This is a genomic window from Pantoea sp. OVA07A (assembly GCF_019969975.1).
Taxonomy (GTDB): Bacteria; Pseudomonadota; Gammaproteobacteria; order Enterobacterales; family Enterobacteriaceae; genus Pantoea; species Pantoea agglomerans.
This window is the reverse complement of record NZ_JAHXYM010000001.1, coordinates 984,717-1,000,998: the sequence shown is the minus strand read 5'-3', so window position 1 is coordinate 1,000,998 and position 16,282 is coordinate 984,717. Positions and strand designations below refer to the sequence as shown.

14 protein-coding genes are annotated in these 16,282 nt (G+C 55.8%); 8 read left to right on the top strand and 6 right to left on the bottom strand.

Annotated features, from left to right (window positions below):
- Window positions 1–146: 146 nt before the first annotated feature.
- Window positions 147–500 carry a DUF6404 family protein gene (locus LC417_RS04785; RefSeq protein WP_223565546.1) on the bottom strand — a complete coding sequence of 118 codons (354 nt, stop codon included), beginning with the start codon at window positions 498–500 and terminating at the stop codon, window positions 147–149.
- Window positions 501–609: 109 nt separating this feature from the next.
- The gene (locus LC417_RS04780) at window positions 610–1,422 is read right to left on the bottom strand and encodes a DeoR/GlpR family DNA-binding transcription regulator (RefSeq protein ID WP_010245789.1); all 813 of its coding nucleotides are present in this window, start codon (window positions 1,420–1,422) and stop codon (window positions 610–612) included.
- 352 nt (window positions 1,423–1,774) lie between these two features.
- Here LC417_RS04780 and LC417_RS04775 point away from each other — a divergent pair, with 352 nt between their 5' ends.
- From LC417_RS04775 to LC417_RS04745, 7 genes are all read left to right on the top strand, one after another.
- Window positions 1,775–2,572 (top strand): GolD/DthD family dehydrogenase, encoded by a 798-nt coding sequence (locus LC417_RS04775; protein ID WP_010245786.1) that lies wholly within the window; start codon window positions 1,775–1,777, stop codon window positions 2,570–2,572.
- A gap of 55 nt (window positions 2,573–2,627) precedes the next feature.
- On the top strand, window positions 2,628–3,563 hold the full coding sequence (locus LC417_RS04770; protein WP_010670004.1) for a D-ribose ABC transporter substrate-binding protein: 936 nt from the start codon (window positions 2,628–2,630) through the stop codon (window positions 3,561–3,563).
- A 45-nt stretch (window positions 3,564–3,608) separates the two neighbouring features.
- The gene (locus LC417_RS04765) at window positions 3,609–4,220 is read left to right on the top strand and encodes a DUF2291 family protein (RefSeq protein WP_010245779.1); all 612 of its coding nucleotides are present in this window, start codon (window positions 3,609–3,611) and stop codon (window positions 4,218–4,220) included.
- A gap of 10 nt (window positions 4,221–4,230) precedes the next feature.
- Entirely contained in the window at window positions 4,231–5,763 is a 1,533-nt protein-coding gene (locus LC417_RS04760) for a sugar ABC transporter ATP-binding protein (protein ID WP_137241389.1), read from the top strand.
- Between the two features lie 227 nt (window positions 5,764–5,990).
- The gene (locus LC417_RS04755) at window positions 5,991–7,058 is read left to right on the top strand and encodes an ABC transporter permease (protein ID WP_010245772.1); all 1,068 of its coding nucleotides are present in this window, start codon (window positions 5,991–5,993) and stop codon (window positions 7,056–7,058) included.
- Between the two features lie 11 nt (window positions 7,059–7,069).
- The gene (locus LC417_RS04750; RefSeq protein ID WP_223565545.1) at window positions 7,070–7,867 is read left to right on the top strand and encodes an SDR family oxidoreductase; all 798 of its coding nucleotides are present in this window, start codon (window positions 7,070–7,072) and stop codon (window positions 7,865–7,867) included.
- Window positions 7,868–8,040: 173 nt separating this feature from the next.
- Window positions 8,041–9,474 carry a YchO/YchP family invasin gene (locus tag LC417_RS04745; RefSeq protein ID WP_223565544.1) on the top strand — a complete coding sequence of 478 codons (1,434 nt, stop codon included), beginning with the start codon at window positions 8,041–8,043 and terminating at the stop codon, window positions 9,472–9,474.
- 271 nt (window positions 9,475–9,745) lie between these two features.
- On the opposite strand, the gene LC417_RS04740 is transcribed toward LC417_RS04745, so the two are convergent.
- The 3 genes from LC417_RS04740 to LC417_RS04730 all read right to left on the bottom strand — a co-directional run bounded on the left by LC417_RS04740 (window position 9,746) and on the right by LC417_RS04730 (window position 12,409).
- Window positions 9,746–9,946, bottom strand: a complete 201-nt coding sequence (locus LC417_RS04740) for a hypothetical protein (RefSeq protein WP_194709459.1) — start codon at window positions 9,944–9,946, stop codon at window positions 9,746–9,748.
- Between the two features lie 102 nt (window positions 9,947–10,048).
- On the bottom strand, window positions 10,049–10,543 hold the full coding sequence (locus tag LC417_RS04735) for a MarR family winged helix-turn-helix transcriptional regulator (RefSeq protein ID WP_062757513.1): 495 nt from the start codon (window positions 10,541–10,543) through the stop codon (window positions 10,049–10,051).
- A 321-nt stretch (window positions 10,544–10,864) separates the two neighbouring features.
- Entirely contained in the window at window positions 10,865–12,409 is a 1,545-nt protein-coding gene (locus LC417_RS04730) for a methyl-accepting chemotaxis protein (protein WP_223565543.1), read from the bottom strand.
- A 552-nt stretch (window positions 12,410–12,961) separates the two neighbouring features.
- On the opposite strand from LC417_RS04730, the gene LC417_RS04725 reads away from it, so the two are divergent.
- Window positions 12,962–14,518 (top strand): bifunctional diguanylate cyclase/phosphodiesterase, encoded by a 1,557-nt coding sequence (locus LC417_RS04725; protein ID WP_223565542.1) that lies wholly within the window; start codon window positions 12,962–12,964, stop codon window positions 14,516–14,518.
- Between the two features lie 76 nt (window positions 14,519–14,594).
- Here the strand turns inward: LC417_RS04725 and LC417_RS04720 are convergent, their stop codons facing one another.
- Complete coding sequence (locus LC417_RS04720; RefSeq protein ID WP_010245750.1) at window positions 14,595–15,668, bottom strand: porin; 1,074 nt, start codon at window positions 15,666–15,668, stop codon at window positions 14,595–14,597.
- Window positions 15,669–16,282: the final 614 nt, after the last annotated feature.

Genomic DNA, 16,282 nt, shown 5'->3' with positions numbered 1-16,282 from the left:
CCTGCGGACTGGGCTCGCCATCCCTGGCTCGCACACTTTGCTCTTCAGGCAGGCCTTACCTGCACGATTAGCGATAGTGCGTGCTTACAGTGGAGGCACCATCGTGCAGGTGCACTGTATAAAAGACGATGGAGCTTTAGCTGGCTTTAAAGCTCCTCCCACATAGGCAGGTTGTGAACCTTTTTTCGATATGCGTGAAACAGTGCCATTGTCGTACCGAAGAACAGACCTGCGATCAGATTGGGTATCAGCGAATAGTTGTCGTCAGACACGCCCGGAAGAGAAGGCAATAAGAGCAGCAGTGGCATCATAAGCGTGTACATGCTGGCAAACACCACAAGATTGAGCCAGAAAGGAGTGAAACTCGGGGGTGGAAGATGGATATTCATTTTCCATAACAAACGATGTAATGGCGGAGCAGAGTTACTCGGCCATATTTTCTTCGCTGCCATCAGGGCTAAAGCCCGCGCTTTCCTGCGCTCGAAAATCTCGTTTTTCATCGTTTTATCATCCGTTACATCCCTGCTTAGCATTCGCTCTGGAGCGTAACTTAATCCTGTGGCTGTCTGATGACAGCGAGTGGCTGAATCGATGTTGTTTCAACAAGCATTACATCGCCCGCTTCAGCGGCAGCGGGGCCACCAGCACTTTCACGCCTAGCGCTTCAAACGCTTTGACCTGCGCAGTGCTGATGCCGCTGTCGGTGATCAGGTAGTGAATATTGCTCCAGTCACAGGGCAGCGCGAACATCGAAACCTTGTCGATTTTGCTGGAGTCAGCGACCACGTAAACCGTGCTGGCAGATTTGATCATCGCCAGCTTTACCTTGATGTCAGTTTCACTGGGGAAGCTCAGGCCCAGACGCGGCGAGATGCAGGCGGTCGCCAGGAAGAGTTTACCGGCCAGCACGTTTTCGAAGAAGCTGGCCGCCTTTTCGCCGGAGGTAGAGAGCGTCGGAAATTTAAAGGTACCGCCGGTCAGCAGGATGTTGATCCCCGGCTCGCCGCCCAGTTTCAGGGCGATATTCACCGCGGTTGTCACGACCGACAGGCGGCGGATGTGGCTGATGGCATCGGTAATCGCAGTGGTTGTGGTGCCGGAATCGAAAATCACCGTGTCGCCATTTTCGATATGCTGCGCCGCCAGCCGGCCAATCGCCTCTTTCTCTTCCAGATGCGTCTGCCGCTCCAGCAGCATCGCCCCGGTATTCTGTTTGCCCGTCATCAGCGTCGCGCCACCATGGTAGCGCTGCACAAAGCCCTGTTTTTGCAGCATGCGAAGGTCGCTGCGTAAGGTGGCTTCGGTCAGTCCAAAGGTCTCCGTCAAAGCTTTCACCGTGACCGTGCCATCCTCACGGATCATCTCCAGAATTTTCTCGCGGCGTTGCTGCATGTCAGCGAACTGCTCACTTTTGCTTTTCAATCGAAATGCTCCCTTTTCCAATAACCTGAGAAGTCGGGCGAACAAGGTCTTTGTGGCTGAGTTTAACGCGCCATTTTTATGAATGCGAGATAGCCTGATCTGCCTTTGGTTTTCGAACGAAAATATAAAATGTGCAGGTTATTGAATCTCTCACGCTTTCCGGATTGCAACCAGCTGCCTTTATTTCGGGACTGGAAGCCAGATCACGTCTTTTCAATCAGATAAGCCGCTTTGCAGGGCAGATGGTCGAAATTTGATCTGCTCCACACAACATTTCTTTTCGATAGCTTATATTTTTGTTCGAAAATGAGTGAGTCAACGGCATCGGCAAAAATCTGAGGGGAAGAGTGGGATGAGTGGTGAATATGACGTAAACCTGCGCTACGGCGTGGATACCGCAATGAATCTGGCCGGCAAAGTGGCCGTCGTGACCGGCGGGCTGGGCGGTATCGCGATGGCGACCAATGGCATGTTGCTGGAGAAGGGCGCGAGTCTGGCACTACTCTATCCGCCGTTTGAAGCAGAGAAGGTGGCCAGCCTGAGGGCAGATTTCCCCGTCGAGCGGGTGCAGTTTGTCTGCTGTGACGTTACCGATCCCGCGTCGGTTGAACAGGCTTTTGACGATGTGGTTTCCCACTATGGCCGGATCGATATCCTGGTGAACTGCGCAGGCTACGTGATGCTGCAGCCGGTGATCGAGACCGATTTTGCCGAGTGGCAGAAGCAAATTGCGGTGAATCTCACCGGGCCTTTTCTCTGCTCACAGGCCGCCGCACGGCTGATGATCCGTGCCGGTGCGGGCGGCAAAATTATTAATATCGCCTCCCAGGCGGCATCCATCGCTATCGACAACCATGTCGCCTACACCTCAGCCAAAGCGGGCCTGCTGGGCATGACCAAAGTGATGGCCAAAGAGTTTGCCCCGCATCGCATCAACGTTAACACCCTGTCGCCCACCGTGGTGCTGACGCCGATGGGCGAAAAGGCCTGGCGCGGCGAGAAGGGCGAGCAGATGAAGAAGCTGATTCCGCTCGGTCGCTTTGCCTATACCGATGAGATCGCCGCTGCGGTGCTGTTTTTCGCCAGCAACGGCAGCGACATGATCACCGGCGCCGATTTGATGATCGATGGGGGTTTTACCATCTGGTAAGGCCAATCCAGCACCCGGGAATTCATACCCTGCCATAACGATAAGAGAGAACATCATGAAAAACCGTACTTTGCTGTGCACTGCCGTGGCTGCCTGTCTGGTTTCGCAGGCGGCGTTTGCCGCCGAAAAGGGCACCATTATGATTCTGGTTAACTCACTCGATAATCCCTACTACGCCTCCGAAGCCAAAGGCGCCAATCTCAAAGCGCAGGAACTGGGTTACAAAACAACGGTACTGTCGCACGGCGAAGATGTGAAAAAGCAGAGCGAACTGATCGACGCCGCTATCGGTAAAAAAGTACAGGGTATCGTGCTGGATAACGCCGACTCCACCGCCAGCGTGGCGGCGATTAAAAAAGCCAAAGATGCCGGGATCCCGGTGGTGCTGATCAACCGCGAAATCCCGGTGGATGACGTGGCGCTGGCGCAGATCACCCACAACAACTTCCAGGCGGGTTCAGACGTTGCCAACGTCTTTGTTGAAAAGATGGGCGAAAAGGGCAAATACGCCGAACTCGCCTGTAACCTGGCGGATAACAACTGCGTGACACGCTCGAAATCGTTCCATCAGGTGCTGGATCAGTATCCTGATATGCAGAGCGTGGCGCGTCAGGATGCCAAAGGCACGCTGATCGACGGCAAGCGCATTATGGACAGCATCCTGCAGGCGCATCCGGATGTGAAAGGGGTGATCTGCGGTAACGGCCCGGTGGCGCTGGGCGCCATTGCCGCGCTGAAGGCGGCCGGTCGCAACGATGTCATCGTGGTGGGGATTGATGGCAGCAACGACGAACGCGATGCAGTGAAAGCGGGCACGCTGAAAGCCACGGTCATGTTGCAGGCGCAGGCGATTGCCGCTGAAGGGGTGACCGATCTCGATAACTTCATTCAGAAGGGCGTGAAGCCGGAAAAACAGCGGGTGATGTTCCGCGGCATTCTGATTACCCCGGAAAACGCTAAAGGTGTACAGGACTTTAACTACAAGTCGTAATTAAACGCTGTCGCGCCTGCGAAAGCGGGCGCCAGGGAGAAGATGATGTCCCGAAGAGTCTGGCTGACGCTGGTGGTCTTGCTGTTAAGCGGCTGCAAAATTGTGTCGCAGCAGGAGCTGGCTGCCCTGAAAAATCCCCCCAATCCGAAAATGGCGAACATCGACCAGCTCTGGCAGCAGAAACTGGTGCCGCAGGTTCAGGCAGAGGCTAAACCGCTGGCGACGCTGATGAAGTCGCTGCAGTCTGCTAAAGACTTCGACAGTGCCTGTCAGAGCTACGGCTATCGCAGTCAGGCTGAGAATCCCTGTGTCTTCAGCGTCTCGGTTAGCGGCGAGGTGACCGCCGTAAATACCACGTCACGCAGCGGGAAGATGACCGTGAAAGATGAATCAGGTGACAGCGTCACAATTCAGGTGGGGCCAATCATTCGTGGCACCGCTTTGCGGGATGTCTACAAAGGCGTGAGCTATCAGGACTTCAATGACCAGGTGCTGTTTGGTGATTACGGCAAGGCGATTAACCAGCACGCCTCCACTCTGATGCAGCAGTTTGCGCCGAAGGTGGGCGATAAAGTGAGGGTTTCCGGCGTGTTCAGCAGCTGGGACATTCCGCAGCAGCTGCCGGATATCACTCCGGCTGCGATCACCCGGCAATAAGGAGCGGCAGATGCAAAATCCTCAACCGCAACAGTCCGGCGACGTGATTATCGAAACGCGCAACGTGTCGCGTCTTTATCCCGGCGTGACCGCGCTCGATCAGGTCAGTTATCGGGTCTACCGCAATAAAGTTAACGTGCTGATCGGTGAGAACGGCGCCGGTAAGTCCACCATGATGAAGATGCTGGCGGGTGTAGAGACGCCGTCGTCGGGCGAGATTCTGCTGGATGGCAAGGTGGTGTCTCTGAACTCCACGCATCAGGCGGAGAAGCAGGGGATCAGCATCATTTTTCAGGAGCTGAATCTGTTTCCCAACATGAACGTGATGGACAACATCTTTATCGCCAATGAGTATTTCCAGCGCGGGGTGATCAATGAAAAGTATCAGTACGCGCTGGCAAAGTCGCTGCTGGAGCGGCTGCAGCTGGATGTCGATCCTTACGCGCCGCTGGGTGAGTTGGGTATTGGTCATCAGCAGCTGGTGGAGATTGCCCGGGCGCTGTCGAAGGATACCCGGGTGCTGATCATGGATGAACCGACCAGCGCCCTGAGCCAGTCTGAAGTGAAAGTGCTGTTTAACGTCATCGATCAGCTTAAGCGGCGTGGGGTCACCATTATCTACATCTCTCACCGGCTGGAAGAGCTGATGGAGATTGGCGATCACATCACCATTTTCCGCGATGGCCGTTTTATCAGTGAGCGCGAGGTACGGGACGCCAGCGTGCCGTGGATTATCGCCCAGATGGTGGGTGACAAGAAAAAGCAGTTCGACTATCAGCCTGCGCCACAGGGGGAAACGGTGCTGGAGGTAGAGGGCCTGACTGCGCTGCATCAGAACGGCGGTTACAAGCTGAATGACGTCAGTTTTACGCTGCGCAAAGGCGAGGTGATCGGCATTTATGGTCTGCTGGGTGCCGGACGCACCGAGCTGTTCAAGGGGCTGATTGGCCTGATGCCCTGTCAGTCGGGCCGGGTACGTTTAGCGGGCAGGGATCTGGCGAAACGCAGCTTCCAGCAGCGGCTGAAAAGTGGCATAGCGCTGGTGCCCGAAGATCGCAAAGGCGAAGGGGTGATTGAACTGATGTCGGTCACCGCCAACATGACGCTCTCTGACTTCAGCCTGCGCGGTTTTCGACGTGCGCTGGGGCTGTTAAATCCTGCCAGGGAGCAGCAGCGGGTCAGTGAGATGATCGGCCATCTGGCGATTAAAGTCAGCGATCCCGACCTGCCGGTTACGGCGCTGAGCGGCGGTAATCAGCAGAAGGTGGTGCTGGGTAAAGCGCTGATGACCGGGCCGCAGGTGGTGCTGCTGGATGAGCCAACGCGCGGTATCGACGTGGGTGCCAAAACCGACGTCTATCACCTGATTGGCAATCTGGCACAGCAGGGGCTGGCAGTGATGTTCTCCTCGTCTGAACTGGATGAGGTGATGGCGCTGGCGGACCGCATTTTAGTGATGGCCGATGGCCGGATTACTGCCGATCTGCCGCGCGCAGCGGCGACGCGAGAACATCTGATTGCGGCATCAACCCCGCAGGATTAAGAGCCTGACCCATCAGGCTATTTTATTTGTCCGTCTGAACCTGGGCAGTGGTCACACAGGCTGCTTTAGCAACCTGAACGCCCGTCAGGGCGGCCCTGAAGGGGCGAGCACAGCGAGTAATCCTGACGTACTGCGTGTACGTGCCGGTTGTTCCGCGCTGTCCGTGTCCAGACTGCCTGAAACCATTACGCCTGGCGGGCCAGGCTCTAAGCTGGCCGGAGAATTTCATGAACCAAAAATATCTGCTCTATATGTACCTGCTCAAGGCCCGCACCTTTATTGCGTTGCTGATTGTGGTCGGCTTTTTCAGCGTGATGGTGCCGAACTTTCTTACCCCCTCTAACCTGCTGATCATGACGCAGCACGTGGCGATTACCGGCCTGCTGGCCATTGGTATGACGCTGGTGATCCTGACCGGCGGTATCGATCTCTCGGTGGGCGCGGTCGCCGGGATCTGCGGTATGGTGGCGGGCGCACTGCTCACCAATGGCATCCCGTTGTGGGGCGGCAATACGCTGTTTCTCAACGTGCCTGAAGTGATTCTGGTGGTGGCCATCTTTGGCGTGCTGGTGGGGTTGATTAACGGCACGGTGATCACCCGACTGGGCGTCGCACCCTTTATCTGCACCCTGGGCATGATGTATGTGGCGCGCGGTGCGGCGTTGCTGTTCAACGACGGCGGCACCTACGCTAACCTGGTGGGAGTGCCCGCGCTGGGCAACACCGGCTTTTCGCTGCTCGGCTCCGGCACCGTACTGGGCGTTTATCTGCCAATCTGGCTGATGCTCGGCTTTTTACTGCTCGGCCTCTACCTGACGCGCAAAACCCCGCTGGGTCGTTACATCTACGCCATTGGCGGCAATGAGTCCGCCGCGCGACTGGCGGGCGTGCCGATTATCAAGGTGAAAGTCTTTGTCTACGCCTTTTCCGGCCTCTGCGCGGGGCTTGTCGGGCTGGTGGTGGCCTCTCAGTTGCAGACTGCTCACCCGATGACCGGCAACATGTTTGAGATGGATGCGATTGGTGCCACCGTGCTGGGCGGCACGGCGCTGGCAGGTGGACGTGGCCGGGTTTCCGGCTCGATTATTGGCGCTTTCGTTATCGTCTTCCTGGCGGATGGCATGGTGATGATGGGCGTCAGCGATTTCTGGCAGATGGTAATTAAAGGTCTGGTGATTGTGACTGCGGTAGTCATCGACCAGTTCCAGCAACGTCTGCAAAGCAAAGTGGTGCTGCTGCGTCGCCATGAAAAAAAGCAGCAGGCAGCCCCCCTTACTGATGTTCGTCACAGTTAACAGGAGCGATTATGAGCCGCGAACAACGTGGAAAAACAGTGGTGATAACCGGTGCCTGTCGTGGCATCGGGGCCGGGATCGCGGCGCGTTTCGCCCGCGACGGAGCCAGGCTGGTGATGGTGTCGAATGCTGACCGGGTGTTCGCTACAGCCGAACAGCTTCAGCAGCAGTATGGCAGTGAGATTCTGGCGCTGCAGGTCGATATCACGGATGAAGCTGCGGTGCAGCAGCTCTATCAGCAGGCCTTTGAACGCTTTGGTCAGATAGACGTCTCGATACAGAATGCGGGCGTGATCACCATTGATCGCTTCGACACCATGCCGAAAAGTGACTTTGAGCGGATTCTGGCGGTTAACACCACCGGCGTCTGGCTTTGCTGTCGTGAAGCGGCGAAATATATGGTGCAGCAGCGCAGTGGCAGCCTGATCAACACTTCATCGGGGCAGGGACGACAGGGCTTTATCTACACACCGCACTACGCCGCCAGCAAAATGGGGGTGATAGGCATTACCCAGAGTCTGGCGCTGGAGCTGGCGCCGTGGAACATTACGGTTAACGCTTTTTGTCCTGGCATCATTGAGAGTGAGATGTGGGATTACAACGATCGCGTCTGGGGCGAGATCCTCAGCAGCGAGGACAAAACCTACGGTAAAGGGGAGCTGATGGCGGAGTGGGTGAAAAACATTCCGCTGAAGCGTGCCGGTCAGCCGGAAGATGTCGCCGGACTGGTGGCGTTTCTGGCATCAGAGGATGCGCGCTACATCACCGGGCAGACCATCAATGTGGATGGCGGGTTGATCTTCTCCTGATGCGGTGACAGATCGCAGGCCTGCTGTAAACGCAGGCCTTTTTCTGACCCGGACTTTTCTGTTATATGCACAATTCGCCGCTGCTGTCCTGCATCGCCGTCACAATATGTTAAGGTAATAGCTGATGATTTTTGTTTAATTGCAGCTACAAACTAATCAATGTGCCGGGTGACATGATACGGAAAACAGGGGTTCTCTCTTTGATTGCGCTGTCGCTGACTGCCACGCAGAGCGCCCGCGCCTTCCAGACTGAAACAGCGGTGTCAGAGACGCCATTCGACGATCCTGCGCGCTACAGTCAGTCGCTGCCGACGCTCGGCGGTGCCAGCGATCAGGATGAAGAGTGGAGCAAAAAGCTGGCGGCCGTGGCCAAAAGTATCGGTGAAGCGAGTAACAACAGCGACAGCAATGTCACGTTTGGTCAGCAGGCGGGCGTCTGGGCGTTCAATCATCTGCGCGATGAAGTGGCCGATCGGGTTGAGAGCGAAGGGCAGTCACTGCTTTCCCCTTACGGCACCGCGCAGCTGGATCTGAAAGTCGACATGAACGGAAACTTTACCGGCACCGGCGGCGATCTCTTCAGCGCACTGGCCGACGAAAACAGCCGGCTCACCTTCAGCCAGCTTGGTCTGCACGATACCGGCGATGGCCTGGTTGGCAATGCGGGACTGGGGCAACGCTGGGATGCCGGTGACTGGCTGCTGGGTTACAACGGCTTTGTTGACCGCGTGTTCAGCAGCGGCCTGCAACGCGCCTCTGTGGGCACGGAAGCGTGGAGCGATTCAATGCGCTTCTCGGCCAACTACTATCAGCCGCTTTCCGGCTGGAAAAATCTGGGCGATTCGCAGCAGCAGCGCATGGCGCGCGGCTACGATATTACCAGCCAGAGCTATCTGCCCTTTTATCGTCAGCTGGGCGTTTCGGTGAGCTATCAGCAATATCTGGGTGAGAATGTCGATCTGTTTAACAGCGGCAACCGCTATCACAATCCCTCCGCCATGTCGTTTGGCCTCTCTTACACTCCCGTGCCGCTGGTGACGCTGTCCGCTACCCATAAAACCAGCAGCGCCGGTGAGAGTCAGGATCAGCTGGGGCTGAAACTCAACTATCGCTTTGGCGTGGCGCTACGACGTCAGCTCGATGCCGCTAACGTCGCTGAGGCGCACTCCCTGCGCGGCAGCCGTTACGATACCGTCACCCGCAGTGATACGCCGGTGCTCGCTTTCCGTCAGCGCAAAACGCTGTCCGTGTTTCTGGCAACCCCGCCCTGGCAGTTAAGCAGTGGCGAGAGTCTGCCGCTGAAGCTGCAGGTGCGCGCCAGCAATGCTATCAAGGCGGTAAGCTGGCAGGGTGATACGCAGGCGCTGAGCCTGACACCTCCGGCCAATAACGCCGATCCGCAGGGCTGGAGTGTGATCTTACCGCAGTGGGATCCGTCGCCAGACGCCAGCAACGAATATCGCCTGTCGGTAACGCTGGAGGACAGCAAGCAGCAGCGTGTGACCTCTAACTGGATCACCCTGAAAATTCAGCCACCGATGACCGTGGACGAGGCCCCGCAGAACGATCGTTATGATTTGATGGCACCCGGCGGCACCACACTTTAGTTGGGATGCTTTACTGCACAGAAAGGATAGGGGGGAGTGAATAGCGGTGGTGGTGTGCAGACGCTGTTGTTAACGTCTGCAGGCCCGACAGCGGTTACTGGCAGAGATAAGTTGTCGGGTTGACGAAGGCGCGGCAGAGTGACATCACGATTGATCCTGAAATGAGAGCGGGAACCACTGGGTGAAAGCAGGAACGACGCTGCGCTGCGGGCAGGGTATTGATATTAAGAAGGCGCGGGCAGCGCCGCCGTTTAGCGCAGCGGCCCGGTTATCAGTTAACCATGCTCATCACAATACGCACCGCTCTGGCATAGACTTCTCGCTGACCGTTTACCGACCGTGCCTGCTGATGCTGCAGGAATGCAATTATGTCCTGTAAGCCTGCCGTCTTGCCTGACTTCAGCAGGCTCGACACGGCCTGCCCTACAACGGCATGGACGTCAGCCATATCTGCCGGTTTATCGGTACTCAATAGAAACTCCAGCGCAACCGTTCTGTTGAATAGCACCTGAAGAGGCAACACTCAGGCGATTCAGCTTTATCAGCCTGGTCACAGGTTTTTTATAAGCCAGCATCATGGCAGGGCCTTAAGCAGCTTTTCACGCAGCGTTGCCACCTGGGTTGTCAGCTCACCAAGTTCACTACAGGCGGTATCCATCACCGAGATCATATCAGCCGGGACGTCAGCCGCCGCGACTTTAAGCTGGTGGCCCTGTTCTGTCAGAGAGATCAGCACCCGGCGCTCATCATTGCCTGTGTCACGCTGGCGGCAGATAATGCCCGCGCTTTCAAGCCGCTTCAGAAGCTGGCTGAGCGTGCCGGAATCAAGCCGGACGCGTGCACCAATATCAGAGACGGTCAGGCGATCTTTTTCCCACAGCACCAGCAGCACCAGATATTGCGGATAGGTCAGACCCAGCGGTTTTAACCGCGACTGATAGAGCTTTGTCATGGCAAGTGAGGCGGAATAGAGCGCAAAGCAGAGAAACTGGTCGATGGTTTCAGGCGCTGCACTGGCGGGAGGCGTATCGGAGATCCCCGCGGGTTCGTCATTCATATCTTTACTCATTCTGAGTCCGGGGTGGGACAGCCAGACCCCAGGCTGTTGGTCAGCCGTGAAGTCTCGCGAATAGTATCTCGGGGAGATGTTGATTTCGGCAGCATCTCTTTCTGGTGTAAGACACCAGACTTTTAAGCGCTATCGCAGCGGGAGAAAAAGCCTTTAGCTGCGCCACCGATTGAAAGTCGGCACAGTATTGAGTCAAATTAAATTGAAGTCAACATAACCGGTCGCAACCCTTGCGCACAACGTGCGCCGGGTGCAACGCAGCTAAGATCGGCAGGACAATTTCAGCATTTAACCCAGGCTGAAGCCGCCCGCCGATACGGCTTATACGGTGAAGGTCTCTACCATGCCGCGCAGGTCGCGCGCCTGGGCCAGCAGTGACTGCGATGCAGAAGAGGACTCTTCCACCAGCGCGGCGTTATTCTGCGTGACGCCATCCATCTGACTCACCGCAATACTGACCTGGGAGATGCCCTGCATCTGTTCACCGGAGGAGAGGGAGAGGTTGTCCATAGCATCGGCCAGTTCACCGACGCGGCTGACAATCTTCAGGATGCGCTCACCCGTTCCGGCCGCTACGGTTACGCCATCCTCGACCTGCGTCACGGCCTGCTCAATCAGCTGCTTAATGTCGCGTGCTGCGGTGGCGCTGCGCTGGGCCAGTGAGCGGACTTCACCCGCAACCACGGCAAATCCGCGGCCCTCTTCACCCGCGCGCGCGGCTTCTACGGCGGCGTTGAGCGCCAGAATATTGGTCTGGAAAGCGATGCCTTCAATCACCGACGTAATATCGCGTACCCGAACGGCACTCAGCGAAATGTCATGCATGGTTTCTGACAGGCGCTGGACATCTGCTTCGCCCGCCTGGGCCAGGGTGGCGGCCTCGCGCGCTGAACCGGCAGTCTGCTGCGCGCCCGCGGCGTTGCTTTTTACCGTGGCGGTGAGCTGCTCCATGCTGGCGGCCGTTTCCTGCAGCGCAGCAGCCTGCTGCTCGGTACGGGATGAAAGCTCGGTATTGCCCTGCGAAATCTCATCGGCCGCCAGCGCCACCGAGGCGGATGCCCCTTTGATCTGCGTAACCAGTTCGCGCAGGTTGGTCTGCATGCCGCTGAGCGACGCAAGCAGGCTGGTGCTGTCGCCACGTCGCAGCGTGACCGGCGAGGTGAGATCACCGGCGGCAATCGCAGCAGCCAGCGTCTGAGCCTGCACCGGTTCGCCGCCCAGCTGGCGCATCAGTATCCGCACAATAAACGCGCAGGTGACGACGGCAGCCAGCACGGAGAGCACCGCCAGGATGATCAGTATCCAGGTGGTGCGGGCGATAGCGATGCCGTTATCCACTACCGCATCCCGGCTGCTGCGCATCTCAAGCTCGGTCAGATCGTTTATCGCCTTCAGCAGGCTCTGCTGAGCCGGACGCGCCACCTTTAACAGATAGTCGGTGACCTCCTGCTGACGATTTTCCATCCCCAGTTTTCCGGCGGTCATCAGCGTGGAGAGGGCGGCCTCTTCAGTGGACTCGATTCTGCTCATCGCCTCCCGTCCTGCCTGTCCGGGGTCGGTCTGCATCATGCCTGAGAGTGCTTCGCGGTTGCTGATATAAAGCGCGCGCTGTTTTTGCAGACGTTCCCATTCTGGCTTCATAGCAACAGGATCGGTCAGCAGAGCAAGGTTACGCACCGCGATTGCCATATCCCGCACGCCACCGCGCATATCCAGCACCGTCTGGTACTTTTTCAAACGGACATTAACCACCTCATCCATACCATCGCGAGCGCTATCCAGCGCGTGAATCGCGGTGCCGGTACAGATAATAAACAGCAGAATAAGCAAGCCAAAACCTGTGCTAAGGCGCGTTGAAATTTTCATCTCTCGTTCCGAAAGAGTTCATTGGGTAAACCGGTATCGGCAGGCGAGAGCACTTCTGGAGAGTTACGTTTAACTAAATTGTCCGCTATTTAATTTAACGAAATTAAAAATTGCACGTATACCCACCCCGTTATGCCGCAAAAATCGTAATGGGAGTGATAACGAAATTCCGGCCAATATCCTGATAAATCGCTTTTTATCGCCTTGCGAGTGTGCGCCTTTTCGCGCGGTGCAGCCGCGCGATACGCCAGCGTCATAACCCGTCAAAAACACCGGAGTGCACAAATTTAACCGGACGGGCCTGTTAATCTGGCTGCTGCTGCCGATAGAACACTATTCGACATTGATGACGTAACCGACACGCATCGGGCTCCACAGAACGTCTGCCTCACTGCCGTAAGGCGGGTGAGAACGTGCGAATGCGATGAGTAAAAATAGCGGAGGGGTGATAATTGTCGGCAGCTTAGCAGACATTGTATGAGAAGTACGCCCCGGTTTTTTACTGAAAATTAAAACAAAACTCTGACACTTTCCATCACCGGGAACTAACGCATGCGCCTGAAACTTTTCTGGCTCGCAATGCTGAATATTGCGACCATCATTTTACTCTCCACGCTGTGGGAATTCGGGCTCGAGGCGTGGATCTCCAGCCTGCTGGGCCTGAGCTATTATCCCGATTTTGAAACCAGCGAGCGGCTGCGGTTTATCCTGACCTCCACCTCGTTTGCCGGACTGGCAATGATTATTCCGGCGCTGCTTATCGCGGGTCTGATCCGCAACACGCTGCGTGCGGAAAAAAATGCGCTCAGGCTGGCCGGAACTGATGCGCTGACGGGAGTCATGAACCGCCGATCGTTCACTGCACACATTGCTGCGCTTGATGCCGACGGGACGCCCTACACCCTGACGCTGCTCGACATCAATGACTTTAAGAATATCAATGACCTGAACGGTCATCGTCAGGGCGACGCCACGCTGGTCGCGCTGGCCAATCTGTTGACCACCTCGGCGGGTACCGGGAGTCAGGTGTTTCGCATCGGCGGGGATGAATTTGCCATTGTTGCCCAGGCTTCACAGGCAGAGCAGGCACTGGCCGCCGCCGAAAGCTTCTGCCAGCATGCGGCATCCATCCGGACCGGTCCGCACACCTTCCTCAGCCTTTCAGCAGGCATTGCCAGCTCAGCCTGCACGGGTCAGGCTGATGTCGTGCGGGCGGCGGATCTGGCGTTGTACGAGGCCAAGCAGGATAAGTGCGCCTGTCTGGCTCGATTCTCCCCGGACATGGAGCTGCGCTTTCGCCAGCGGGAAAGGCTGGAGCAGGAGGTTGTTGCCGCTGTAAGCGGTCACGCCATCGTTCCCTTTCTGCAGCCGCTGGTTTCACTGCGCACCGGTAACATTACCGGCTTTGAGATACTGGCGCGCTGGATCACTGCGTCCGGTCAGACGGTTTCACCTGCAGAGTTTCTGCCAGTGGTGGAGCGGCTGGGGTTGATGGACAGCATGACCGTGGCGCTGCTGCAGGATGCTGTCAGTGCAACCCGGGCATGGCCAGCCGGGCTCTGCCTGTCGCTGAACATTACCCCGGAGCAGTTGCTGAGACCGTCGCTGACCAGCTGTTTGTCCAGCATTATGCAGCATGCCGGGCCGGTAATGCTGGAACTTGAAATCACCGAACAGAATGTCATGGCCATTTCTGACGATGCCCGCCAGGCGATCCGTCTGCTGAAAGAGGCCGGTATCGGAGTGGTGCTGGATGATTTTGGCACCGGCTACTCCAACCTGTCGGTTTTGCTGGGGCTGGGTATTACCAAAATCAAAATTGACCAGACGTTTATCGCCGGAATCGTGACCGGATCTGAGCAGCGAAAAGTGGTGGAAACGCTGCTGGCACTCTGTCAGGGGCTTAATGTGATCATTACTGCAGAGGGCATTGAGGATGTCGCCACGCTGAGGTGGCTGAGAAAGCGCGGCTGTGATTACGGTCAGGGATATCTCTTCAGCCGTCCGGTTCCTGCCGGGCAGGCCACCACGTTGCTGGCGTCCGCTAACGTGGAGGAATTGATGCAGGAAGAGGCGATGGCCGTTAGCTTAGTCAGGTCGCTGGGCTGAAAGCGCGTAACACTCTCTGTGGTCGTGTTTAAAACAAAAAACGGGCCCGGCGGTCAGAGCCGGGCCCGCTGTCACATCAGAACTGGTAAATCAGACCGAGGGCTGTGATGTCGTCGGTCGGCAGGCGAAGCGGATTGTTATCTTTCAACAGGTTGATGCGGTATTCACCATAGACCGACATGTTCTTGTTGAAGTAGTAAGTGGCACCCACGGCGGTGTATTTAATGATGTCGGCATCGCCGATATTCTCAATTTCCTTGCCTTTGGATGAGACGTAACCCACGGACGGACGGAAGCCGTTCAGGAACTGATACTGCGCCACGGCTTCAAAGTTCTGCGCTTTGTTAGCGAAACCGCCAGTAATTGGCGTGGCGTTCAGCGTTTCACCGTACATGGCAGCCAGATAGACCTGGTTCGCATCATATTTCACCGAGGTCGCCCAGTGCTGGGCTTTTTCGCCTTCTCCGCGTGCGGCAGCATTCTGCGCCGTGGTGCGATCCAGGCTGGCAAACGCGCCGGCAAAGCTCAGGCCGAAATCGAAGTCATAGGAAGCGGAGAGGGCGAAGCCGTCGCCGTTGGAACGACGCACGCCGTCAATGTTACTGCTGCGATCGTTTTTGCCCTGATACTGCGCGGCAAGGTTTAAGCCGTCGACCAGACCAAAGAAATTGCTGTTACGCCAGGTCAGCACACCGGTTGAGCGGCCAGAGAGAAAGGCGTCGGTATAACCGGAGTCGCCGCCGAAGAACGGCAGCATATCGGTATAACTCAGCACGTCATAGACCAGGCCGTAGTTACGTCCGTAATCCAGCGAACCCGCCTCGCCAAACTTCAGGCCAGCATAGCCCAGACGGGTACGATTGGTGGCCTGGGCATCACTGCCCTCGGAGTTATGCAGACTGTACTGATACTGCCAGAAACCGTAGCCGGTAAGCTGGTCAGTAATCTTTGTCTCGCCTTTAAAGCCAAAGCGGGCATAAGAGGAGGTATCACCATCGTTGTTGTTATCGTCAGAAAAGAGGTGTGACACGTTAATCTTGCCGACCAGATCCAGCTTATTGCCATCCTTGTTATAAACTTCTGCGGCCTGCGCGGAGGAGAGACCGATCAGTAACGGCATGACAGCCGCCAGTAAAGTGCGCTTCATCATTTAATTATTACCCTGTATTCATTAATTATTATTCCCCTGGTATGGGGTGAAAAGAAAATGACACAAAAAGGTAAAACTACAAAGTGCAATAAAAGTAACAAAATGTGATGTCTATATTCAGCTGATGGATAACAGCGAGGAACAGAAGATTAAATTGTAAAGTAATAAGATTTTCTTCTAATAAGTAATCATGAGTTATCTGATTTTATATCTTTATTTATCAATGGTTTATGTTTATATATAGTGGTCTTGAATGGTTTTTTTTGTACATTTTTAAATCAATATAACCCCTGATTTAATTATGGGTGATTATCCGCTAAGAATAGCCTTATAAGGCTTTTATCCTAACCATTAGTCTGTGTATTAATATTTGTTCATCTTTATAGAATATTCTTTCTGGCCCGATAATCACCTCCGGAATAATAGTCAGAGTTGCTGATTAAATATTGATCAGCCTGTTTATAAAATAGCCTGGAAAGATACGCGGATTAATGTGTCTGCAGGGGGAAATGAAAAACTTTTGTTAAATAAAGCCAGGGTGTTCTGACATTTCCGGGCGAGTTCCCCGCGTAATCGCTGCACCAGCGCGAGGCAAACTGCGCTAAAACAGGGCA